Origin of the sequence: Mammaliicoccus fleurettii (genome assembly GCF_003970575.1) — a bacterium.
Classification (GTDB): Bacteria; Bacillota; Bacilli; order Staphylococcales; family Staphylococcaceae; genus Mammaliicoccus; species Mammaliicoccus fleurettii.
Window position 1 is genome coordinate 13,071 of sequence record NZ_RXWZ01000082.1, and the last position, 21,893, is coordinate 34,963.

A 21,893-nucleotide genomic window follows, 5' to 3' on the forward strand; every position below is an offset into this window, starting at 1 on the left:
AGAAAAATGAGTATTGAAGATGTCCAAGAAGTTTATAAAATAGAAAATCAAAGTTTTACAAATAGCTCGTGGTCTTTAGAAGCTTTCTATCATGAATTAGAAAAAAATGAATTTGCACATTATTTCGTTGTGTCTTTGGGTGAAAAAATTATTGGCTATTGTGGTATTTGGATAGTCATTGATCAGGCACAAATAACTACAATTTCTGTAGACGAATCATATCGAAGTAATGGGATAGGACAATTATTATTAGAATATGTTATGAATTACGCAAGTACCACATGTACGACAATGAGCTTAGAAGTAAGAATTGAAAATAAAGCTGCTAGACATGTATATGAAAAAGCTGGGTTTACTTATGGTGGTGTCAGAAAAAATTATTATGGCGACGGAGAGGATGCTAAAGTGATGTGGGTGAGTTTAAAAAATGACTAAATCTATTATTTTAAGTATAGAAACGAGCTGTGACGAAACAGCAGCTAGTGTGATCAAAAATGGTAATGAAATTATAAGCAATGAAGTCGTTACCCAAATGATGACACACAAAAAATTTGGTGGTGTTGTACCAGAAGTTGCTAGTAGACAACATGTTGAAGTTATGACGCAAGTTATAGATGAAGCATTATCGAACGCAAATATGACAATGGATGATATAGATGCAATAGCAGTTACTGAAGGACCAGGATTAATTGGTGCATTATTAGTAGGTGTGGCTAGTGCTAAAGCATTAGCATTTAGCCATCAAAAACCGCTTATACCGGTTCATCATATAGCAGGACATATTTATGCAAATCACCTTATTAAACCACTTCAATTCCCATTAATTGCACTCATTGTATCTGGAGGGCATACTGAACTAATTTATATGAAGAATCATCTTGATTTTGAAATTATTGGTGAAACACGTGATGACGCTGTTGGAGAAGCTTATGATAAAGTAGCAAGAACAATAGGATTATCTTATCCAGGTGGACCAGAAGTTGATAGATTGGCCCAAATAGGAAAGGATACCTTGAATTTTCCTAGAGTATGGTTGGAAAAAGATAGCTATGATTTTAGTTTTAGTGGATTGAAAAGTGCAGTAATAAATACATTGCATAATAAAAAACAAAAAAACGAAGAAATCGTTAAAGAAGATGTCGCTACGAGTTTTCAAAATAGTGTCGTTGAAGTATTGGTAGGTAAAACAATGTCTGCAGTAAAAGAATATAATGTTGAGCATTTAATCGTAGCTGGAGGAGTTGCAGCAAACAAAGGTTTAAGAAGTACTTTAGAGAAAGAGTCTAACAAGCTTGGTATTGAATTGAGTGTACCACCATTAAATCTATGTACAGACAATGCTGCAATGATAGGATCGGTTGCCCATTTCTTATATGAAAACAATAGATTTTCAGACATGAAATTAAATGGCAAGAGCTCTCTAGATATTGAAACTTTTAATTAAGTAAATATTTGTAATATTACACATCAGAAGTTATAATTGACTCGAACAATAAAAGATATAGGAGGCGAAAACTTGTGGAAGTAAATAGTTATTTTAATTTTAAAAATAGCGTTGAAGCATTAAAGTTTTACGAAGAGAAATTAGGTGCAACAGATATTATGAGAGTACCTGGTAATCATGAAATATTCAAAGATGCACCTGAGGAATTTCAAATGCCCGAATCTTTTACAATGAATGCGAGTTTCAAGTTATTAGGTAAGACATTTTTGTGTAGTGATACATGGCAAAATAAAGATATTGATAATGAAGGCGCACAAGCTTGTTTCCAATTTAACTATAATGATGAAAACGACAGAGAAGCAGTTATCGATTTATTTAAGAAGGCTGAAGCTGCTGGGTGTAAAATAGATATGCAATTAGCAGAAGTAGAATGGTCTCCATTATTCGGTTCATTCCAAGATCCATATGGTGTAACTTGGATGGCAAATGCAATTACAGAATAAATCATAAGAGCTTAGGATATAAATCCTAAATCAAAACAAATAAGCATATCACTTAACTGATTTTTAAAGTGATATGCTTATTTTTTATACAATCTTACGATTTTGTAAAGTGCATGCTTGCCTAGGGGTATGGCTCGAGCCTATAGTCTCTCACACATACTATTCCCTCAGGCGTCCGCACTTTACAAAATCGGTGGAAGTATATCTATTTTATATAATCTTACGATTTTGTTCGTGCATGCTTGCCTAGGGGTATGGTTCGAACCTGTAGTCTCTCACTCATACTATTCCCTCAGGCGTCAGCACTACAAAATCGTTGTAAATATTTATTTTTATATAGAAAAATGGTGTCTCTAAGAGTTAGCTAAATGATTCTCATAAAAATACTAGGACATTTATGTTAAAGACTATTAATCTTAAGTGTCTATATTTACACAAGTAGAGAGAAGTGTAAGCAAGGATATCTATGTTCACACAAGTAGAGAGAAGTGTAAGTATGGATATCTGTATTCACATAAGTAGAAAGAAGTGTAAGCAAGGGTATCCATGGATAATTTTTTAATTTCTCTATATCTAGTCCATCTCATATTTTGCTGTTCTTTTACATCGCCAAATCGTGAATCATTTCATAATGGTCACGTTTATCAATAGATTTATTTACATAGCATGCGCATAAAAAAATGCCAACAAAGTTTTAAACTTTGCGGGCAATCTGATGGTAGTTTTATGAGCTACCAAAATGATTTTTATAAAATTTCTAGGACAATTATGTCTCAGTCATTTTAATGTGTTCATTTTCTAGTGTACTTTCCTACACTGTTTGTGTAATCAGTGTAGTCTTTAATACGTTGTTCATATTCTTCTTTAGTTATAATCTTATGCTCTAGCAATTCTTTAGCTTTTGTTGTATAACTCTCAATGTTAGCGTTATTCATAAATCATCATCCCTTCTGTATAATACACAAGACCAATTAATCAATGAAATTTAACTCTAAGCACTTACTAAATTTAAATTTAGTAAGCAGTGTTTTCTTACTAAAGTGTACAAGACAAGAAAATTGGTTACATAAATTATAAAACTTTTTCAATATTAAAGCTAGTGAATTAATCTACTAGATTAATAATTTAAGATTAACTTCATTTTGATTTCACAATATTTACAAGTCACCAACAAAATGCATGAGATATTCATAAAGTCAATACAGAACGTTTGTACTTGTGCACAAGTTAATCACAAATTGTGGATAACCTAAGTATATCTTTTGTTTTATTTGTGGACAAGTTTTACGATAAATGGCTTGTTTTTACTTTTTACCTGTGGATAAGTAGGATAACTCTGTGGATGACTGTAAAACAAGTCTTTTTATTGTGAATAAAAGTGTGATTAATATTCGATATAAAAAATCACTAAGGTGTAAAACTTACCTTAGTGATTTATGATTAATTGAGCTTACTTTCTATTTCTTCCCATTTTTCCATGTTTTCTTCGAGCAAACGTTCTGTTTCTATTCTTAGATTATTAATTTCATTACTCTTCTCAATATCATTAAATATTTCTGGCAATGTAAGCTGATGCTCATAGTTTGTAATTTGTTCTTCATATGTAGAAATATTATTTTCAATTTCTTCTAATTGTCGCTCAAGTTTACGTTTTTCTTTTTTATGTTGTTTTTGATTTGTATAAAAATTATCATCTTTAGTTGTTTGAGTAGAGGAACTATCATTTTGTTCATAACTATTGATTGCATCACGTTGTTCTAGTTTTTCTAAATAATATTGATAATCTCCTTGGAAAAGCTCATTACCTTCATAAGTGATATGGAATACTTTATTAGCAAGTTCATTAATAAAATATCGATCATGTGATACAAAGAGTAGTGTGCCTTCATAGTTTTGTAGAGCTTGTTCTAACATTTCTTTAGAATCAATATCTAAATGGTTGGTAGGTTCATCAAGAATAAGAACGTTATTTTTTTCTAGCATTAACAATGCTAGTTGAAGACGTGCTTTTTCTCCACCTGATAAGTCATTAATTACTTTTTTGACTTCATCCTGGGTAAATAAGAATCTGCCTAAAATGGTTCTAATGTCTTTCTCTAGCATATGTGAGTATTGATTCCATACATAATCTAATATTGTCATATTGGATTTAAATTCTGCTTGTTTTTGGTCATAATAACCAATCTGAATATTAGAACCGAATAAGACATCTCCAGCTAATGCAGGAAGCTTTTGTGCGATTGTCTTAATCAAAGTAGATTTACCGATTCCGTTTGGACCGATTATAGCGATGCGATCATGACGTTTTACTTCTAAATTAATTGGTGAAGTTATGCTTTCAGAGTAACCAATTTCTAAATTATTAATTTTTAAAACATCTTCACCAGTAGCTCGGTTTATTTCGAAATTAATTTGTGCACTTTTTGCATCAAGTCTTGGCTTATCGATTCTTTCCATTCGTTCTAAGACTTTACGTCTACTTTTCGCCATACCACTTGTAGATGCGCGTGTTATATTTTTTTCAACAAATGTTTCTAATTTTTTAATCTCACTTTGTTGTCTTTCGTATTCAGCCATTACTTTTTCGTAATGTGCGTCACGTTCTTTCAAAAACTTACTATAGTTACCTACGTATTTTTTTACAGAACCTAAAGCAACATCGTAAACTTGGTTAACTATTTTATCTAAAAAGTATCTATCGTGACTGATTATAACGATAGCGCCTTTGAAATGTGTTAAATAGTTCTCAAGCCATTCTGTTGTATCCATATCTAAATGGTTAGTAGGTTCATCTAGTAATAACAAGTCTGGTTCACTTAATAACATCTGAGCCATCGATAATCTAGTCTTTTGACCACCACTGAATGATTGAATTTGTCTATCAAAGTCAGACACTATAAAATTCAAACCCGTTAAAACAGTTTTAATTTTACTTTCATATTGATAGCCATCCAATGATTCGTATTGATTTGATAGTGTTTCATATTGAGATAACTTTTCTTGATAAGTATCGCTATCATAGTCATCTGCGTGTTTGCTTAACCAGTCTGTTAAAGATTTCATCTTTTCTTCAATTACTATTACATGTTCAAATGGTTTTTTCATTTCATTCATCACAGTATCATTTGAGTCTAATGTCATTTGTTGTGTTAAATATCCCATAGAAACTTGTTTACCTTTAGACATGTTTCCTGAATCATAACTTTCGACGCCGGCAATAATTTTCATGAGTGTTGTTTTACCTGCACCATTTCTTCCTACTATTGCAATTCTTTCACCTGTTTTAACTTCAAAATCAGCATCTGAAAAAATAACATCGCCATCAAAAGATTTTTCTAAATTATTTATTTGTAAAAGTATCATGTTTACACCTCTCTATTAGTTATTATTCTACATGAAAATGAACGATAATTGTATGTAAATGACATACAATATTTATATAGTTATTTTATGTGAAGTTTGTTATAATAAACCCATTAGATGTGAACGCAATCACATTATTTTATAGTGGAAAAGGTGAGGATTTTGGCAAAGAATGATGTGAAGATCCCTAAAGCAACTTTGAAACGTTTGCCTCTTTATTATAGATTTGTTAGTACACTTCATAATTCAGGCGTAGATCGTGTATCTTCAAAAGAATTAAGTGAAGGTCTTAAAATTGATTCAGCTACAATTCGCCGAGATTTTTCATATTTTGGTGAATTAGGAAAAAAGGGTTACGGATACAATATTAGTTATTTATTAAAATTTTTTAGAACAACCCTTGAACAAGATGATATGACTAAAGTCGCAATCGTTGGTGTTGGTAATTTAGGTACTGCACTTGTGAATTATAATTTTACTGTTAATGATAGAATGCAAATTGTCGCAGCTTTCGATCAATCTGAAAGTATATCTGGAAGTATGGTAGGTAAATTGACAGTTGATAGTATGGATGATTTTGAAAAAGTAGTTGAAGAAGTAGGTATACAAGTTGTAATATTGACAGTACCACAACAAGCAGCACAAAGAGTTGCTGATCGTATAACATCTGCTGGAATTACTGGTATTTTGAATTTTACACCTCAAAGAATAAATGTACCTGAGAAAGTGCAGGTTCATCATATAGATTTAGGAATTGAATTGCAATCTTTAATCTTCTTTATGAAGAATCAATAGGAGGGTATCAAATGGAAGCTTTAACGTTTATTAATACAGTCGGTATTTCAGGACCAGTTAGTTTATTATTTATAGGGGTAGTAGCATTAATTATATTTGGGCCAAAGAAATTACCACAGTTTGGTAGAGCGATGGGATCAACTTTGAAAGAATTTAAAGATGCTACAGATGGCATGACAAACTTTGATGAAAAGAAAAGTAATCCTGAAGATAGCAAAGATAAAGAAGTTAAATAGAATTTTATTTAACAGATGTTCCCTTGAATGTGGCGGGTTTCCTGCCACATCTTTTTTTAGATTGGAGGTAAGATGGTGGATAAAGACAATTTAACTTTTGTCGAACACTTAGAAGAATTACGTGGTCGTATTATGATTATTGCATATTTTCTAATAGGTGGGCTCATTATTGGATTTTTCATTGCTAAACCAGTGATTTACTATATTACGAATGATGATTTTACCCAAACATTAGAATTGAATGCGTTTAGGATAACAGATCCACTCACAATATACATAGCAATGATTATCATTATTGCATTTATTATTGTATCACCAGTTATATTATATGAAATATGGGCATTTATATCTCCGGGATTACATCCAAAAGAACAAAAAGTTACACTAAGTTATATTCCATTTAGTTTGTTCTTGTTTGTAGGAGGTTTGTTATTTTCATACTTTATCATATTCCCATATTTAATAGCATTTACGATGGGACTAGCAGATGACATGGGTATAAAGCAGACCATTGGTATTAAAGAATATTTTAGTGAATTATTCAAATTTACGATACCTTTTGGTTTCGTATTTCAATTGCCAATTTTATTATTATTCTTAACAAGATTAGGGATTGTAACACCGATGTTCTTAAAGAAAAACAGAAAATATGCATACTTCATATTACTTGTCGTAGCAGCATTAATAGCTCCACCTGATTTTATGACACATATGTTATTTACAATTCCGATGATACTTTTATATGAGATTAGTATCATAATTTCTAAAATAGGTTATAAAAAATATTTAAAAGCAGAACAAAAGTTAATGGAAGAAGAACTAGGTATGGATGAAGATGAAACGAAACAACCGTAAAAATTACGGTTGTTTTTTCTTTTTTTGAATTATCAAACTTTTGTAATGAAATGGTAACTTGAAAAAATGTGGAATATCATATATTATTATTCCTATCAAAGTAATAAGAATAAGGAGATGTAAACGTGATTTGGATGGTTATGAGTGGACTTATCGTCGGTATATTACTCGGCTTTGTTATGCAAAGAACACGTTTTTGTTTAACAGGCGGATTTAGAGATATGTATGTACAAAAAAATAATAAAATGTTTTATGCTTTATTAATAGCTATTTCTATTCAAAGTATTGGGTTATTTACTTTAGTAGGATTAGGCGTCTTTAAAATAGAAGCGGAAACATTTCCATTAGTAGGTACGATACTTGGATCATTTGTATTTGGTATTGGTATTATACTAGCTGGTGGGTGTGCAACTGGTACATGGTACAGAGCAGGTGAAGGATTAATAGGAAGCTGGATTGCATTAGTATTGTATGGTGTGACGGCCGCAATTATGAAATCTGGTCCTTTAAATCCTTTACAAGAAAATATAAATTCATATAGTGTAATGAATTCAAATATGTCTGAAACACTTAATATACCTGTTTGGTTATTAATTATAGTGTTAGTAATGATAACAGCATATTTTGTTACAAAAACTTTGAAAAAACCAAAAGTTGCTATACCTCAATTAAAACCGAAATATACGGGAATACGTCATATGTTATTTGAAAAAAGATACCATCCTTTTGTTGCGGCAGTTGCAGTAGGAGTTATTGCTTTAATTGCTTGGCCAATGAGCGCTTCAACTGGTAGAGTTGGAGGACTTGGTATTACAACTCCTTCAGCCAATATCGTTCAGTATTTAGTGACTGGAGATGTTTCATTAATAAACTGGGGTGTATTTTTAGTATTAGGTATTTTCGTAGGTTCATATATTGCAGCTAAAGGCTCAAGAGAATTTAAATGGAGAATGCCAGATACTAAGACAATTAGAAATAGTGTGATTGGTGGTGCTTGTATGGGTGTAGGTGCATCATTAGCAGGCGGTTGTTCAATCGGTAATGGACTAGTATCTACAGCAGCTATGAGTTGGCAAGGTTGGGTTGCCTTACCTTCAATGATTTTTGGTGCTTGGTTTATGAGTTACTTCATTTTTGTTAAACCTAGAAAAGCTAGACAAGCTAAAACACAAGTGAATACACAAAGTATTTAATAAAAGGAGCGTGTAATAATGGTACATGAATTAGGTACTGTTGGAATGGTATGTCCATTTCCATTAATAGAAGCACAAAATAAAATGGATGAAATACAAGTTGGAGAGCAACTAAAAATAGATTTCGATTGTACACAAGCAACAGAAGCACTTCCAAATTGGGCAGCGGATAATGGATATCCTGTTACTAATTATGAACAATTAGGCGATGCTTCATGGACTATAACAGTCGAAAAACAATAATATAAGTATTCAAACTGTCGACAAAACTTAACTTTGTTGGCAGTTTTTTTATTTGAAAGAAATGTGGTTTGAGAACAATCATTTTGAAACGAAGGATAAATTAGCTTATAAAATATGATAAAATAAGTATATTATGCAGCCGGTTAAAATGAGAAGTAAGGAGAATGATAATGGTAAATTGGACACGTGAAGAACAATACAAAAAACTATCCAAAAAACTATCAGACATATCTGAAGTTGAATATAATAAACTGCTAGAACAAGTTAACCAATCAAAATGGCGTCAAATCTTTCACATACAACCAAAGTCAGGATTATTAAACGATCCTAATGGAGTTATTTATCATAATGGTACATACCATATATTTCATCAGTGGTTTCCATTAGGAGCTGTACATGGATTGAAGTATTGGTATCACTATACAAGTAAAAACTTAACGAGTTTTAAAGATGAAGGAGTTGCTTTATCACCAGATACAGAATTCGATAGTCATGGAGTTTATTCTGGAAGTGCATTTGATTACGAAGGCAAATTACATTTAATGTACACAGGTAACGTTAGAGATAATGAATGGAATAGAAAATCAACACAAATGATTGCAGTTCAACAAGAAGATGGATCATTTAAGAAATTTGATAAACCTGTGATTCATGATGTTCCAAAAGGCTATACTGAACATTTTAGAGACCCTAAAGTATGGAAAGAAAAAGATAAGTACTATGCTATTTTTGGAATACAAAGAGAAAATGAAACGGGAAGTGCAGTTATTTATGAGTCTGTTAACATTAAAGATTGGACTTTAAAGGGTGAAATACATACTAAATTACAAGATTTCGGTTATATGTGGGAATGCCCAGACTTGTTCAAGCTGGATGAGAAAGATGTATTCATCTTTTCTCCACAGGGTATTGAACCTCAAAATAATCAATTTGAAAACATATATCAATCTGGCTATCTAATTGGTGATTTTAATATCGATACTTTAGAATTTGAGCATCATCATTTTATTGAACTAGATCAAGGCTTTGATTTTTATGCACCACAAACATTTTTAGACAAAAATGGTAAAAGAATTTTAATAGGTTGGATGGGACTTCCTGAAATTGATTATGCAACTGATGAAGAAGGTTGGGCGCACTGTTTAACAATTCCAAGAGAGTTAACAATCGAAAATAATAAACTAGTTCAAAGACCGATTAAAGCTCTAGAAAAATTAAGAACGAATAAAGAAACAGCAGAAGGTTATGCAAACAAACACTCTGTGAAATTACATCCATATGAAGGTAAACAATATGAGTTGATTATAGATATTATTGAAAATGAAGCGACAGAAATATATTTTGATGTAAGAGTTTCAAAAAAATGTTCTACTCAAATAATTTATAATACAAGAACAAAGCAGCTGACATTAGACCGTTTTGAAAGTGGTGTTGTGAGTGAAGCGGTTGATAAAGCAACGCGTACAACAACTTTAAATAAGGATTTAGAACAGTTAAGAATTTATAGCGATACTTCAAGTTTAGAAATTTTCGTAAATGATGGAGAATGCGTATTTACAACTAGAATTTTTCCGGATGAAAATGCAGTAAACTTTAGAACTTCAACAGAATCAGGGCAAGTCTATTTGAAATTTACAAAATATAACTTGCAACTAAATAGTTAAAACATTAAAAGTCTCCCTATTCGAAATTCAATTTTTGGATAGGGAGTAATTATTATGTACAACTTATCTTAACCTCTAATTATTAGAAATATGAATAAGTTATTACAAAATATTAATTCTGTGTAACATATGGGGTTAAAGCATAGAAAACAAGATATTTATGATTTATACTTATAATATTGAAAACGTATAGGAGGGGGATAACATTTATGAAGGTACTTAAAAATTCAATTATATCAACTTTATTATTATCTTCGATGGTTATAGGTGTAGCACACGGGAATGATACACTCGCTATTGAACCTTCACAATCAAATGTGAAAGACACTTCTCCTAATACAGCTGAAGAACAAACTAAACAAAAAACAGAGAAGAAAAAAGATTCAAGTACAGAAGAACCGAATACAAGTGAAAAACCAAGTACAGAAGAACCAAACAAAGAACCGAATACAAGTGAAAAACCAAGTACAGAAGAACCAATCAAAGAACCGAACACAAGTGAAAAACCAAGTACAGAGGAACCGAGTACAGAAGAGCCAAATTCAGGTGAGGGAAAACCATCAACTGAAGAACCAAGCACAGAAGAACCTAATACAGGTGAAAAACCAAGTACAGAAGAACCGAGTACGGAAGAGCCAAATTCAGGTGGGGGAAAACCATCAACAGAAGAACCGAGCACAGAAGAACCTAATACAGGTGAAAAGCCAAGTACAGAGGAACCGAGTACGGAAGAACCAAATGGTGGAAATAGCAATAATCAAACACCACCGCCTAATAATTCAGGTGAAGGAAAACCATCAACTGAAGAACCAAAATCAAATGACTCAAATAATAACAACTATAATAGCCAATATATAGATCAATATATAGATCAATATACACCTACTATGCCATCTTATCCTGATAATTATGAACAACAATATTCTGAAGGAGAAGATCCAAAGTTCATTCCAGGTAACTCTGAAGAATATTATAGCAAATTGGATGAAGATGTTTTAGATTTGGTTACGAGTAAAGTAGGAAGTAGACCTGATTTAGCTCATCCTAAATTTAAAAAAACATCTAATACAACAGCAACTACATCCACAAATGAAGATAATGATACAAAAACAGAATCCACTTCAACAACTACTGAAAGTTTTGATACAGCTTCAGAAAAAAAAGATGTTTCAAAGCCACTAATTATTGGTATTTCGTTAGCGATAGTAGTAATTTTAGGATCTGTAATTGTATTCTTCTTGAGAAAAGTAACTAAATCTTAATAAATTAGATATGAAAAAATAAGGCTGAGACAAGTTAATTGTCTCAGCCTTTCATTTGGCAGAACTCTTCGATTAACGCCGGACTTAATCTACAACTTGGTCAATCTCTTCGATTAACTAGTGACTTAATCTACAACTTGGCCGAACTCTTCGATTAACTAGTGACTTAATCTACAACTTGGCAGAACTTAGTAAAGTTGTCTTTAGAATTGGGACTGATCAATATTTTGAATTGCTTTATAAATGTGTTCCACAATTGATTTTACAGTGCCTTTTTCAAATGGTGATTGTAAACCAACTGATTCAATAATATCCACAAATGATTGAGATCCGCCGATTTGACATATTTTTAAATAGTCAGCCCATGCTTGTTCTTTATCATTTTCTTGTTTGATATAAAATTGCATTGCACAAATTGTGGCTAATGTATAATCGATATAATAAAAAGGTGAAGCAAATATATGACCTTGTCTATGCCAAAAAGCGCCATCTTCTAAGTGGTGTATGCCATCATAATCTATAGTTGGTAAGTATTTCTTCTCTATGTTAGACCAAATTTTTCTTCGTTCTTCAACAGAAATACCTGGATTTTCATACACTTTATGTTGAAATTCATCTATCGCTACGCCATATGGTAAAAATTTAATATTATCTTCTAAATGTGATAACATAAATTTTTCTGTGTCTTCTTTGAAAAATAATTTCATCCATGGATAAGTTAAATATTCCATACTCATAGAGTGTATTTCACATGCTTCAGAAGTCGGAAAGTAATATTCAGGTACAGAATATTTTAGACTTTCAAAAACTTGAAAAGCGTGACCAGCTTCATGAGTCATGACTTCGATGTCACCTTGTGTACCATTAAAGTTGGCGAAGATAAATGGTGATTTGAAATCATTAATAATAGTGCAATAACCACCACTTTCTTTTCCTTTCTTAGCTTCTAAATCAAACAATTCTTTATCTATCATAAAATCTATGAATTTTGCTGTTTCATTAGAGCGTTCATAATACATTGTTCTAGCATTTTCTACAATTTCATCTGTTGTTATTTGTGGTTTAGGTGATCCCAATTTAAACGTGAAATTTTGGTCATATACTTTTAATTGGTTAACATCTATACGTTTAGCATGTTGTGCTTTAATAGTTTCAGCTATAGGAACGATAAATTCTTTTACTTGATCTCTAAAAACTTTAACATCTTGATCACCATATCCAATCCTTTGCATGCGATCATAACCAAGTTGAACAAAATTGTCATATCCTAATTTTATAGCTATTTCATGTCTAACTTTAACAAGCTCATCATAAATTCGATCAAAATCTTCTAAATGAGCGTCGAAAAATTTTTCTTTCGTAATGTATGCATCTCTACGTATATTTCTATCTTTATTTATTAAATATTTGCTAAACTGTGATAAATTTAACTGTTCTCCTTTATATTCAATTTCTGCTGAGGCAACTAATTTATCATATTTACTTACTAACTTATTTTCTTTTACGAGTAATTCATTGATTGAAGGATGATAAGTGTATAAAGCAACTTCAGCTAAAGAAAATAATTGTTGACCAAAATGTTTAATTAGCTCGTCTTTAAATTTAGAATTAAGTAATGATTCATAAAATAGGTTATCTAAATTTTGTATTTTAGGCATATTTTCATCAAAAAAGTCTCTTTCCTTACTATAAAAATCATCGTGACTGTCGATAGATGCTCTAATGTAAGCAATGTTGAAGTATGTATCTGTATGATTTCTTATTTTGTTTATTTTATTTATAGTTTCTATAGCTTCAGCAATTGTTTCAGCGTGATCTAATATTTTTAAAAGTGATTTCGTTTTTTGTTCTTTTTCTTCAATGTTTATTTGTTCATATTGATATTCTTTAAATGTAAGTGTCATAATTTTCCCTCCATATTAAAAGTATTATACCATTATCAATATAATAATTACTTGAAAATTGCGAAAACTGTAATGTGGGCATATAATATTATTTGAAAAGAGGTGTATTGATATGACTAAAAATAATGAACAATTATCTTTAGAAGTAGCAGCTTTAACTAGGGAAACTAAAGAACTTGGAATTCCTATTATGATTGTATTTGAGGGTGTTCCAGCTTCAGGGAAGACAAGACTATCTAACGAACTTTTATTAACACTTGATGCAAAATACACGCGTTTTATACCTACAAAGTCTCCTACAGAGGATGATCTTAGGTACCAATTTTTACAGAAATATTGGAACAGTTTACCTGCTAGAGGAGATATTAACATTTATTTTAGAAGTTGGTATGCATATTTTATTGAATACCAAGAAAATAAAATCAAGAATTCCATTTATAATAAATATCATGTATTAAAAAGACAAATACAGAATTTTGAATCGATGATTAAAGATGATGGGTATGAAATAATTAAGTTTTATATTGAGATTAGTGATAAAAAAAGAAAAGCGCATTTAAAAGAAATGAAGGAAAATCCACTTACAAATTGGAAAGCACAAGAATATGAAAGTGCTATAGCTGATGATGTTTACCATAAAGAGATGCATAAAATTTTAAAAGATGCACCTAAAGATGAATGGAAAATTATTGATTATACAGAAAAAGATGAAGCTATTAAATCAATGAATCAACATATTATAACGCGTTTAAAAAGTGCCATTCAACTACATAAAGAGACTAAGAAAGTAAGTGATGGCAATTTTAGTGATAATTTTAAATCTGAATTACTTAATCAATCTATTGAAAAGATAAACAATAAAACATACAAATCATTAATAGGTGAACTACAAAGCAGGTTAAAAGAGCTGCAATTTGCTTTGTATGAAAGAAAAATACCTTTAATATTGGTGTATGAAGGAATGGATGCTGCCGGTAAAGGTGGAAATATAAAAAGAGTAAGAGAAAAATTAGACCCAACTGGTTATGAGGTCAATGCAATTAGTGCACCTACAGATGTCGAACTTACTCATCATTATTTATGGCGATTTGCAAAAGATATGCCAAGAAGTGGGCATGTTGAAATATTTGATAGAAGTTGGTATGGCAGAGTCTTAGTTGAAAGAGTCGAAGGATTTGCAACTAAAGATGAATGGTCACGTGCGTATCAAGAAATTAATCAATTTGAGAAAATGTGGACGGATGAAGGTGCAATTGTATTAAAATTCTTTTTAACTTTAGATAAAGATGAACAGCTAAAAAGATTTAAAGAAAGAGAAGAAACCCCTGAAAAACAATGGAAAATAACCGATGAAGATTGGCGTAATCGAGAGAAATGGGATTTATATATTGAAGCTAGTCACGATATGATAGAAAAAACAAATACCGATTACGCACCATGGCACATTGTACCAGCTGATAATAAAAAATCAGCAAGAATTGAAGTGTTAAAGTATATCATTAAAAAATGTGAAGAAGCTTTATGGGGCGTTAAACAATATTGAAAAATAAAAGCCAAGGATAAAAATATCCGAGGCTTTTTATTTTTATGAATACATATTAATAAATGTTTGATAAATAAGGTTAGATACTTGTGATTGTTTTTCTATTTGTTCATTAAGTTGATCTTTAAAAACAATTTGACCTAAAACTACGATACCATTCATTCCCATATGGGCAACGATTGGTACGATGATTCTTTTAGTTAAAACATATAGCCCACTAAAAACAGTTCCCATTACTACATAGATTAAAGTATGTTCGGGGTCTGAATGTGCTAGAGAAAAGACAAACGAACTGACTAATACTGCGATTATAAAACTTAACCATTTAGGTGCTTTAATCATATTATATATTTCACCAAAAATTAATTTTCGGAATATCAGTTCTTCAAGTATAGGACCAGCTAATACGATATAAATAATCAATATATGTGATTGTTGTGCAATCTTCATAAGATTTTGCGTGTTACCGCTCTCCATAGGTTGATTAAGAATATAAGTATTGATTAAAGCTGCGATTATTTGTCCGAACATTGCAAGAAATATTCCCGCTATGCACCAAAAAATAACATATACCCATGGTTCTTTTGTTTGTTTCTCAAGACGAGTTGGATTTTTAATATTTGAGTTCATAAACCATAATAGTAACACTGCAATGATAGCTGAAGCAGACATCCAAGTTAAACTAATCTCTAATCTTGTGATTTTAGATAGTCCTGAATCCGCGTATAAGCTATTTGGTATAATTGCTATCGTTTGTACAACGGCAAATAATAGTAATGTAGCAATGTTGACAGTTAGTCGATTAAATTGCATATTTCAATTCCTCCAAAAATAAACATGTACATATTGTACCTTATTTAGTACGAAAAGAGAAAAAATTAAGTTATATTGCTTGTAATTTTGACCAAATTTGATTATTATAAAAATGTAGTTAGCACTTAAGTATTAAGAGTGCTAATATTAATAGCGCCAAGGAGGATTTTATAAATGTTAAAACCATTGGGAGATAGAATTATTATCGAGAAAACAGAAACAGAACAAACTACAGCTAGCGGAATTGTATTAACAGATTCAGCTAAAGAACAGTCTAACGAAGGTAAAGTTGTAGCTGTTGGACCAGGTAAGCGTTTAGAAGATGGCACAAGACTTACTGTAGATGTTGCTGTAGGAGATCAAGTTGTTTATCAACAATATGCAGGAACAGAAGTTAAACGTGATAAAGAGACATATATTATCCTTTCAGAAGAGGATATTTTAGCAGTTATAGAATAATTAATTTAGATTTGTTGAAGATATATTATGGAGGTATTATAAATGGCTAAAGAATTAAAATTTTCAGAAGATGCACGTCGTTCAATGCTCGCTGGTGTTGATAAATTAGCTAATGCAGTTAAAGTTACATTAGGACCAAAAGGACGTAATGTCGTTTTAGATAAAAAATTCACTTCACCATTAATTACTAATGATGGTGTAACAATTGCAAAAGAAATTGAATTAGAAGATGCATACGAAAATATGGGAGCTAAGTTAGTAGCTGAAGTTGCTAACCAAACAAATGATGTTGCTGGTGACGGTACGACTACAGCGACAGTGTTAGCTCAAGCTATGATTCAAGAAGGTTTGAAAAACGTAACAAGTGGTGCTAATCCTGTTGGTATTCGTGAAGGTATCGATAAAGCTGTTAAAGTAGCATTAGAAGAATTACACAGAATTTCACAACCAGTTGAGAAGAAAGAAGAAATTGCTCAAGTTGGTTCTATCTCAGCAGCTGATGAAGAAATAGGTAAATTTATTTCAGAAGCTATGGAGAAAGTCGGTAATGACGGTGTAATTACAATTGAAGAATCAAAAGGATTCAGTACTGAATTAGAAGTCGTGGAAGGTATGCAATTTGATAGAGGATATACTTCTCCATATATGGTTACAGATTCTGATAAAATGACAGCTGAATTAGAAAATCCTTACATTTTAATTACAGATAAAAAAATCTCATCATTCCAAGATATTTTACCTATTTTAGAAAAAATATTACAAACAAACAGACCGATTTTAATCGTTGCTGATGATGTAGATGGTGACGCATTAACTAACTTAGTATTAAATAGATTACGTGGAACATTTACTGCTGTTGCTGTTAAAGCACCAGGATTTGGTGATCGTCGTAAAGCAATGTTAGATGATTTAGCTATTTTAACTGGTGGACAAGTTATTACTGATGATTTAGGTTTAGACTTAAAAGAAACATCATTAGATATGCTTGGAGAAGCAGGTAAAGTTCAAGTAACTAAAGATGATACAACAATAGTTGAAGGTCAAGGAGATTCAGTTAATATAGATGCTCGTGTTGGTCAAATTAAAGCACAAATCGAAGAAACTACTTCAGATTTCGACCGTACAAAATTACAAGAACGCTTAGCTAAATTGGCAGGCGGTGTTGCAGTTATAAAAGTAGGTGCAGCAACTGAAACTGAATTAAAAGAACGTAAATTAAGAATTGAAGATGCATTAAACTCTACACGTGCTGCAGTTGAAGAAGGTATTGTAGCAGGTGGTGGTACTGCACTTGTTTCAATATATAATAAAGTAGCAGAAGTAGATGCTAAAGGCGACGTTCAAACAGGTGTGAATATTGTATTGAAAGCTTTAGAAGCACCATTACGTCAAATAGTTGAAAATGCTGGATTAGAAGGTTCAATTATAATTGAAAAACTTAAAAATGCAGATGAAGGTATTGGTTTCAATGCAGCAACAGACGAATGGGTAAACATGTTAGATGCAGGTATTGTGGATCCAACAAAAGTTACACGTTCAGCATTACAAAATGCAGCATCAGTAGCAGCAATGTTCTTAACTACTGAAGCGGTAGTAGCAGATATACCAGAAGACGAACCAGCTGCACCAGATATGGGCGGCATGGGCGGTATGCCAGGCATGATGTAAAATAGCCATCAAACGTTGATTTGAAGGCATTTAGCAAATATTAATGACATAATTTTTATTGACGTTTCCCATTAGGTTACTAAACCTTTGGGAAGCGTCTTTTTTGTATGATTTTGTCGTTGCTTTACTTGGAGAAATAGTGTAATATATATACAAATGATCTAGCCATAACTCTACTCGGGTTATGGCTATCTTTTTAGGAGTTATGAATTAAATGAAACCTTTTAAAACACATAATCAACAGTTGAAAATTTTACGAGATAGAGGATTAGAAGTCCCTAGCGAGAAGAAAAGGGATTTAGAAAATGAAAACTACTATAACATAATAAACGGATACAAGGACTTATTTTTATGTTTAGATAGTCAAGAAGTACCTGTAGTTCCAGAAAGATTTACTTTAACACTCACTAACTAGTGGGTGTTTTTTCTTTAAGAGCGTTATAATTGCAATAATAAATAAAATTGAAACTAGATTTTAAAAGGAGTTGTCCAATTATGACAGAGGTTGTAGCAAAATTAGAAAATGCGACTAAGTACTACGATAAAGTAGCAGTTTTAAATAATATAAATATAGAACTCAATTCTGGTACGATATTAGGATTAATTGGTCCTAGTGGATCAGGGAAAACAACTACCATTAAATGTTTGATGGGTATGGAAAGTTTAGAATCAGGTCATGCTATAGTATTTAACAAAGATATACCAAATAGAAAAGTGCTTAACCGTATAGGTTATATGGGCCAAAGTGATGCATTATATGAAAATTTATCTGCTCGAGAAAATTTAGTATTCTTTGGCAATCTAATGGGTTTAAAAGGAGAAAAATTAGAACAAGAAATGGTAACAAATATGAAGTTAGTGAACTTGGAGCAAGATATGGATAAAATTGTTTCTACTTTTTCTGGAGGTATGAAAAGAAGACTTTCTTTAGCTATTACACTCATTTCAAACCCAGACCTTATAATTTTAGATGAACCAACTGTAGGTATTGATCCTAGTTTAAGAAGGGATATTTGGAAGCAGTTGAACAGTTTAACTAATAAAGGTAAATCAGTGATTGTGACAACGCATGTTATGAGTGAAGCGGAAAGATGTGACTATATTGGTTTAATAATTGAAGGTAAACTTTTTGAAATAGGTACACCACAAGCATTGAAAGATAAATTTAATGTTAACACTATTGAAGAGGTGTTTTTACAAGCTGAAGAAGGTGATCATCATGAGGTTTAAAGCTATTTTTATAAGAGTTGTTAAAGAGCTCATTAGAGATAAAAGAACACTTGCATTAATGCTATTTGCGCCAATATTAGTATTAACACTTATGTATTTCATATTTAATACAAATTCAGAAACTAATTTAACAATAGGTATAAATGAGAATGTTCCGAGTACAATTACAAAGGAAATACCAAAAGATAAAGTAGATATTAAAAGTTATGAGAATACACATTCGATTAGAAAAACGATAGAAAAATCAGAATTAGATGCATATATAGAAAAAAGAGGTTCGGATTTGTATGTCACATATACAAATGAAGATCCAAGTAAGTCTAGTGCGACTAAGCAAATAATAAGTACCGTATTACAAAAAAATAAAATGCAAGATGTGGTTAATGTTATTGAGAAACTGCCCAATAATCTGAAACAAAGTAACTCAAAAGCTTCTGAAGAATTGAAATTAGACAATCATTATTTATATGGAGATTCAGATAGTACTTATTTTGATAAAATGTTTCCTATACTAATTGGATTCTTTGTATTCTTCTTTGTATTTTTAATATCTGGTATTGCTTTATTAAGAGAGAGAACAAATGGTACTTTAGAACGTTTGCTTGCAACATCAGTTAAAAGAAGTGAAATAGTATTTGGATACTTAGCAGGATATGGCTTATTTGCTATTTTTCAAACAATCATTATCGTTTTTTATGCAATTTACTTATTGAAAATAGATTTAGCTGGGAGTATTTGGTTGGTAATATTAATTAATATTTTAACTGCTCTTTCAGCTTTAGCAATGGGAATATTTGTTTCTACATTTGCAAATTCTGAATTCCAAATGATTCAATTTATTCCTATAGTAGTGATACCACAAGTATTCTTCTCTGGTATTATTCCGTTAGAAAATGTTGCAAGTTGGATTAGCGTAATTGGTTATTTATTCCCATTAAGATATGCCGGTGATGCTTTGACGAATATAATGATTAAAGGACAAGGATTTGAATACATTTGGTTTGATATGTGTATATTACTTGTATTTATAATAGGATTTACAATTTTGAATATAGTGGGATTGAAGAGATATAGAAAAGTATAAAAAAATGTCATATTTTTATTAGGAAAGTGAATAAAAGGCTTGAATTTATCAAGACAGGTCCAACATGATAAATAGAGTGTCTGAATTTATCAAGACAGAGCAAACATGATAAATAGAGCGTTTGAATTAATCAAGACGTGGTCAACATGATAAATAGAGCGGCTGAATATTGCAAGACGAGACAAACATGATAAATAGAGCGGCTGAATATTGCAAGACGTGGCCAACATGATAAATAGAGCGGCTGAATTTATCAAGACGTGGCCGACATGATAAATAGAAGAGCTGAATATTGCAAGACGTGGCCAACATGATAAATAGAGCGTTTGAATTTATCAAGACAGAGCAAACATGATAAAATAGACATAATTTGTAATAAAGGGGAATAGCTATGATTAGAGCTGCTCAGAAGAAAGATGCTAAACAGTTAAGTGAGTTAATGTATATTATATGGAATGATATGGAACTGCCTTTAGTTGTTAATAATGACAAAGATACAGTGTTGAAAGTCATTGAACAAAGTATAGTTGAAGGAAATTACAGAAATAACTATAAACATATCCATGTATTCGAAGTTGATGATGAATTAGCAGGATTTATAAATTGTTATGCTGGCGATGATGAAGCACAACTTGAAAACAATTGGTTAGAGATAGATTTTAACGAATCATTTAATTTAGAAAGTACACCTTTACCTGAACACGAAACAGACAATGGAGATTTCTATATAGAATCTGTTGCAGTATTTACGAAATATAGAGGAAAAGGGATTGCATCTAAACTAATAGAATTCACTTTTAAAAATGCTAAAAAATTAGGATTTAAACAAGTTTCATTAAATTGTGATTTTGATAATAAAGGTGCATTGAAATTGTATAATAAACTCGGCTTTGAACCTTTAACTGATAGAGTTCTAAGTGGACATGATTATAAATATATGGTGAAGAAAGTTTAATAGAAAAAAACTAACACTTGATTAGCGCTAATCAAGTGTTAGTTTTTTTTCTCTATTTCAAGTAGTAATTCCTTTCTTTCTATACCACTAGAATATCCTCCTAATGAACCATCTGCTGCGATCACTCTATGACAAGGGACTATAAGCGTAATGAAATTTTTGCCATTTGCATTTGCAACTGCACGAAAGGCAGTCGGCTTACCTATATTTTCTGCAAGTTGTTTATAAGAAATGGTTTCTCCATAAGGTATTTCACATAATGCAGTCCAAACTTTTTGTTGAAAAGGTGTGCCAAAATTAAACTTAATCGGCGTTGAAAATGAATCTAATTTACCATCGAAATAGCTATTTAATTCTTGTTCAAGATTATCTAATACTTTATTACTTTGTAAAAGTACATCAGACTTAAGTTGTTGTTTAACAATTTGTAATTCTTCTTCAAGAGAAGGCTTATTAATAAAATGCAACATTAATAAATGCGTTTCATCAGCAATTGCTAACATTTCACCGGCTTTGGTATGAATAAACTTTTGATATAAAGTCATAATTATCACTCCTATTGAAATTTTAACATATTTAAACTGTATGTACTTATTTATCTTAAGTGGCTAATTACTATGTAATATTGCTTATAATAAAGTATTCCCTTACAATAATGTTAATAAAGTTGAAAGGATGA

Annotated in this window: 21 protein-coding genes and 1 pseudogene; 17 read left to right on the plus strand and 5 right to left on the minus strand. The window is 31.2% G+C overall.

From position 1 onward, the window contains the following. Nucleotides 1-6 precede the first annotated feature (6 nt). From rimI to CD129_RS07220, 3 genes are all read left to right on the plus strand, one after another. A complete protein-coding gene (gene rimI, locus CD129_RS07210) occupies nt 7-435 on the plus strand; it encodes a ribosomal protein S18-alanine N-acetyltransferase (protein WP_411815073.1) in 429 nt (142 codons plus the stop codon). Further along, nucleotides 428-1,444, plus strand: a complete 1,017-nt coding sequence (tsaD, locus tag CD129_RS07215; RefSeq protein ID WP_107509982.1) for a tRNA (adenosine(37)-N6)-threonylcarbamoyltransferase complex transferase subunit TsaD — start codon at nt 428-430, stop codon at nt 1,442-1,444. The genes rimI and tsaD overlap by 8 nt, the downstream gene beginning before the upstream one ends. A gap of 74 nt (nt 1,445-1,518) precedes the next feature. After that, on the plus strand, nt 1,519-1,947 hold the full coding sequence (locus CD129_RS07220; protein WP_078358298.1) for a VOC family protein: 429 nt from the start codon (nt 1,519-1,521) through the stop codon (nt 1,945-1,947). Nucleotides 1,948-2,738: 791 nt separating this feature from the next. Here the strand turns inward: CD129_RS07220 and CD129_RS13190 are convergent. Together CD129_RS13190 and CD129_RS07225 are read right to left on the minus strand one after the other, a co-directional pair. After that, nucleotides 2,739-2,882, minus strand: coding sequence for a hypothetical protein (locus tag CD129_RS13190; protein WP_170167680.1), 144 nt, complete (start codon nt 2,880-2,882; stop codon nt 2,739-2,741). Nucleotides 2,883-3,387: 505 nt separating this feature from the next. Continuing rightward, on the minus strand, nt 3,388-5,310 hold the full coding sequence (locus CD129_RS07225; RefSeq protein WP_115337241.1) for an ABC-F family ATP-binding cassette domain-containing protein: 1,923 nt from the start codon (nt 5,308-5,310) through the stop codon (nt 3,388-3,390). Nucleotides 5,311-5,472: 162 nt separating this feature from the next. Here CD129_RS07225 and CD129_RS07230 point away from each other — a divergent pair, with 162 nt between their 5' ends. The 7 genes from CD129_RS07230 (at nt 5,473) to CD129_RS13315 (ending at nt 11,558) form a co-directional block, all read left to right on the plus strand. After that, nucleotides 5,473-6,105, plus strand: coding sequence for a redox-sensing transcriptional repressor Rex (locus tag CD129_RS07230; RefSeq protein WP_078358294.1), 633 nt, complete (start codon nt 5,473-5,475; stop codon nt 6,103-6,105). A gap of 11 nt (nt 6,106-6,116) precedes the next feature. Next, nucleotides 6,117-6,341: a twin-arginine translocase TatA/TatE family subunit gene (locus CD129_RS07235; protein ID WP_078358293.1), complete on the plus strand. Its 225-nt coding sequence runs from the start codon at nt 6,117-6,119 to the stop codon at nt 6,339-6,341. A gap of 72 nt (nt 6,342-6,413) precedes the next feature. Beyond that, entirely contained in the window at nt 6,414-7,196 is a 783-nt protein-coding gene (tatC, locus tag CD129_RS07240) for a twin-arginine translocase subunit TatC (RefSeq protein WP_078358291.1), read from the plus strand. Nucleotides 7,197-7,321: 125 nt separating this feature from the next. After that, nucleotides 7,322-8,389, plus strand: coding sequence for a YeeE/YedE family protein (locus tag CD129_RS07245; RefSeq protein ID WP_078358290.1), 1,068 nt, complete (start codon nt 7,322-7,324; stop codon nt 8,387-8,389). Between the two features lie 18 nt (nt 8,390-8,407). Then, entirely contained in the window at nt 8,408-8,632 is a 225-nt protein-coding gene (locus CD129_RS07250) for a sulfurtransferase TusA family protein (RefSeq protein WP_078358287.1), read from the plus strand. A gap of 170 nt (nt 8,633-8,802) precedes the next feature. Then, entirely contained in the window at nt 8,803-10,296 is a 1,494-nt protein-coding gene (locus CD129_RS07255) for a sucrose-6-phosphate hydrolase (RefSeq protein WP_115337242.1), read from the plus strand. A gap of 209 nt (nt 10,297-10,505) precedes the next feature. Next, the gene (locus CD129_RS13315; protein WP_218585265.1) at nt 10,506-11,558 is read left to right on the plus strand and encodes an SdrH family protein; all 1,053 of its coding nucleotides are present in this window, start codon (nt 10,506-10,508) and stop codon (nt 11,556-11,558) included. Between the two features lie 203 nt (nt 11,559-11,761). Here CD129_RS13315 and CD129_RS07265 read toward each other — a convergent pair whose 3' ends face one another. After that, a complete protein-coding gene (locus tag CD129_RS07265) occupies nt 11,762-13,462 on the minus strand; it encodes a M3 family oligoendopeptidase (RefSeq protein ID WP_115337243.1) in 1,701 nt (566 codons plus the stop codon). 112 nt (nt 13,463-13,574) lie between these two features. Between CD129_RS07265 and CD129_RS07270 the strand changes: the two genes are divergently transcribed. Beyond that, a complete protein-coding gene (locus CD129_RS07270) occupies nt 13,575-15,005 on the plus strand; it encodes a phosphate--AMP phosphotransferase (RefSeq protein ID WP_107509497.1) in 1,431 nt (476 codons plus the stop codon). Between the two features lie 42 nt (nt 15,006-15,047). On the opposite strand, the gene mroQ is transcribed toward CD129_RS07270, so the two are convergent. Beyond that, the gene (gene mroQ / locus CD129_RS07275; protein ID WP_078358277.1) at nt 15,048-15,818 is read right to left on the minus strand and encodes an intramembrane glutamic endopeptidase MroQ; all 771 of its coding nucleotides are present in this window, start codon (nt 15,816-15,818) and stop codon (nt 15,048-15,050) included. 174 nt (nt 15,819-15,992) lie between these two features. Here mroQ and groES point away from each other — a divergent pair, with 174 nt between their 5' ends. The 6 genes and pseudogenes from groES (at nt 15,993) to CD129_RS07305 (ending at nt 21,214) form a co-directional block, all read left to right on the plus strand. Then, nucleotides 15,993-16,277 carry a co-chaperone GroES gene (gene groES / locus CD129_RS07280; RefSeq protein WP_078358274.1) on the plus strand — a complete coding sequence of 95 codons (285 nt, stop codon included), beginning with the start codon at nt 15,993-15,995 and terminating at the stop codon, nt 16,275-16,277. 42 nt (nt 16,278-16,319) lie between these two features. After that, nucleotides 16,320-17,945, plus strand: a complete 1,626-nt coding sequence (groL, locus tag CD129_RS07285) for a chaperonin GroEL (protein WP_126577742.1) — start codon at nt 16,320-16,322, stop codon at nt 17,943-17,945. Nucleotides 17,946-18,159: 214 nt separating this feature from the next. Next, nucleotides 18,160-18,339: pseudogene (locus CD129_RS07290) on the plus strand (Abi family protein); the annotation flags it as partial. A gap of 101 nt (nt 18,340-18,440) precedes the next feature. Then, nucleotides 18,441-19,175 (plus strand): ABC transporter ATP-binding protein, encoded by a 735-nt coding sequence (locus CD129_RS07295; RefSeq protein ID WP_078358270.1) that lies wholly within the window; start codon nt 18,441-18,443, stop codon nt 19,173-19,175. Then, complete coding sequence (locus CD129_RS07300) at nt 19,165-20,259, plus strand: ABC transporter permease (RefSeq protein WP_078358269.1); 1,095 nt, start codon at nt 19,165-19,167, stop codon at nt 20,257-20,259. Before CD129_RS07295 ends, CD129_RS07300 begins: the two co-directional genes overlap by 11 nt. 391 nt (nt 20,260-20,650) lie before the next feature. After that, a complete protein-coding gene (locus tag CD129_RS07305) occupies nt 20,651-21,214 on the plus strand; it encodes a GNAT family N-acetyltransferase (protein ID WP_107509514.1) in 564 nt (187 codons plus the stop codon). A 38-nt stretch (nt 21,215-21,252) separates the two neighbouring features. Here CD129_RS07305 and CD129_RS07310 read toward each other — a convergent pair whose 3' ends face one another. Next, on the minus strand, nt 21,253-21,759 hold the full coding sequence (locus CD129_RS07310; RefSeq protein WP_107509515.1) for a methylated-DNA--[protein]-cysteine S-methyltransferase: 507 nt from the start codon (nt 21,757-21,759) through the stop codon (nt 21,253-21,255). Between the last annotated feature and the right edge of the window lie 134 nt (nt 21,760-21,893).

Bases quoted from the DNA above. Each gene is read 5' to 3' on its own strand.
- rimI (WP_411815073.1), top strand. From the start codon at position 7: ATGAGTATTGAAGATGTCCAAGAAGTTTATAAAATAGAAAATCAAAGT.
- tsaD (WP_107509982.1), top strand. From the start codon at position 428: ATGACTAAATCTATTATTTTAAGTATAGAAACGAGCTGTGACGAAACA.
- CD129_RS13190 (WP_170167680.1), bottom strand. From the start codon at position 2,882: ATGAATAACGCTAACATTGAGAGTTATACAACAAAAGCTAAAGAATTG.
- CD129_RS07225 (WP_115337241.1), bottom strand. From the start codon at position 5,310: ATGATACTTTTACAAATAAATAATTTAGAAAAATCTTTTGATGGCGAT.
- CD129_RS07235 (WP_078358293.1), top strand. From the start codon at position 6,117: ATGGAAGCTTTAACGTTTATTAATACAGTCGGTATTTCAGGACCAGTT.
- tatC (WP_078358291.1), top strand. From the start codon at position 6,414: ATGGTGGATAAAGACAATTTAACTTTTGTCGAACACTTAGAAGAATTA.
- CD129_RS07250 (WP_078358287.1), top strand. From the start codon at position 8,408: ATGGTACATGAATTAGGTACTGTTGGAATGGTATGTCCATTTCCATTA.
- CD129_RS07255 (WP_115337242.1), top strand. From the start codon at position 8,803: ATGGTAAATTGGACACGTGAAGAACAATACAAAAAACTATCCAAAAAA.
- CD129_RS13315 (WP_218585265.1), top strand. From the start codon at position 10,506: ATGAAGGTACTTAAAAATTCAATTATATCAACTTTATTATTATCTTCG.
- CD129_RS07265 (WP_115337243.1), bottom strand. From the start codon at position 13,462: ATGACACTTACATTTAAAGAATATCAATATGAACAAATAAACATTGAA.
- CD129_RS07270 (WP_107509497.1), top strand. From the start codon at position 13,575: ATGACTAAAAATAATGAACAATTATCTTTAGAAGTAGCAGCTTTAACT.
- mroQ (WP_078358277.1), bottom strand. From the start codon at position 15,818: ATGCAATTTAATCGACTAACTGTCAACATTGCTACATTACTATTATTT.
- groES (WP_078358274.1), top strand. From the start codon at position 15,993: ATGTTAAAACCATTGGGAGATAGAATTATTATCGAGAAAACAGAAACA.
- groL (WP_126577742.1), top strand. From the start codon at position 16,320: ATGGCTAAAGAATTAAAATTTTCAGAAGATGCACGTCGTTCAATGCTC.
- CD129_RS07295 (WP_078358270.1), top strand. From the start codon at position 18,441: ATGACAGAGGTTGTAGCAAAATTAGAAAATGCGACTAAGTACTACGAT.
- CD129_RS07300 (WP_078358269.1), top strand. From the start codon at position 19,165: ATGAGGTTTAAAGCTATTTTTATAAGAGTTGTTAAAGAGCTCATTAGA.
- CD129_RS07305 (WP_107509514.1), top strand. From the start codon at position 20,651: ATGATTAGAGCTGCTCAGAAGAAAGATGCTAAACAGTTAAGTGAGTTA.
- CD129_RS07310 (WP_107509515.1), bottom strand. From the start codon at position 21,759: ATGACTTTATATCAAAAGTTTATTCATACCAAAGCCGGTGAAATGTTA.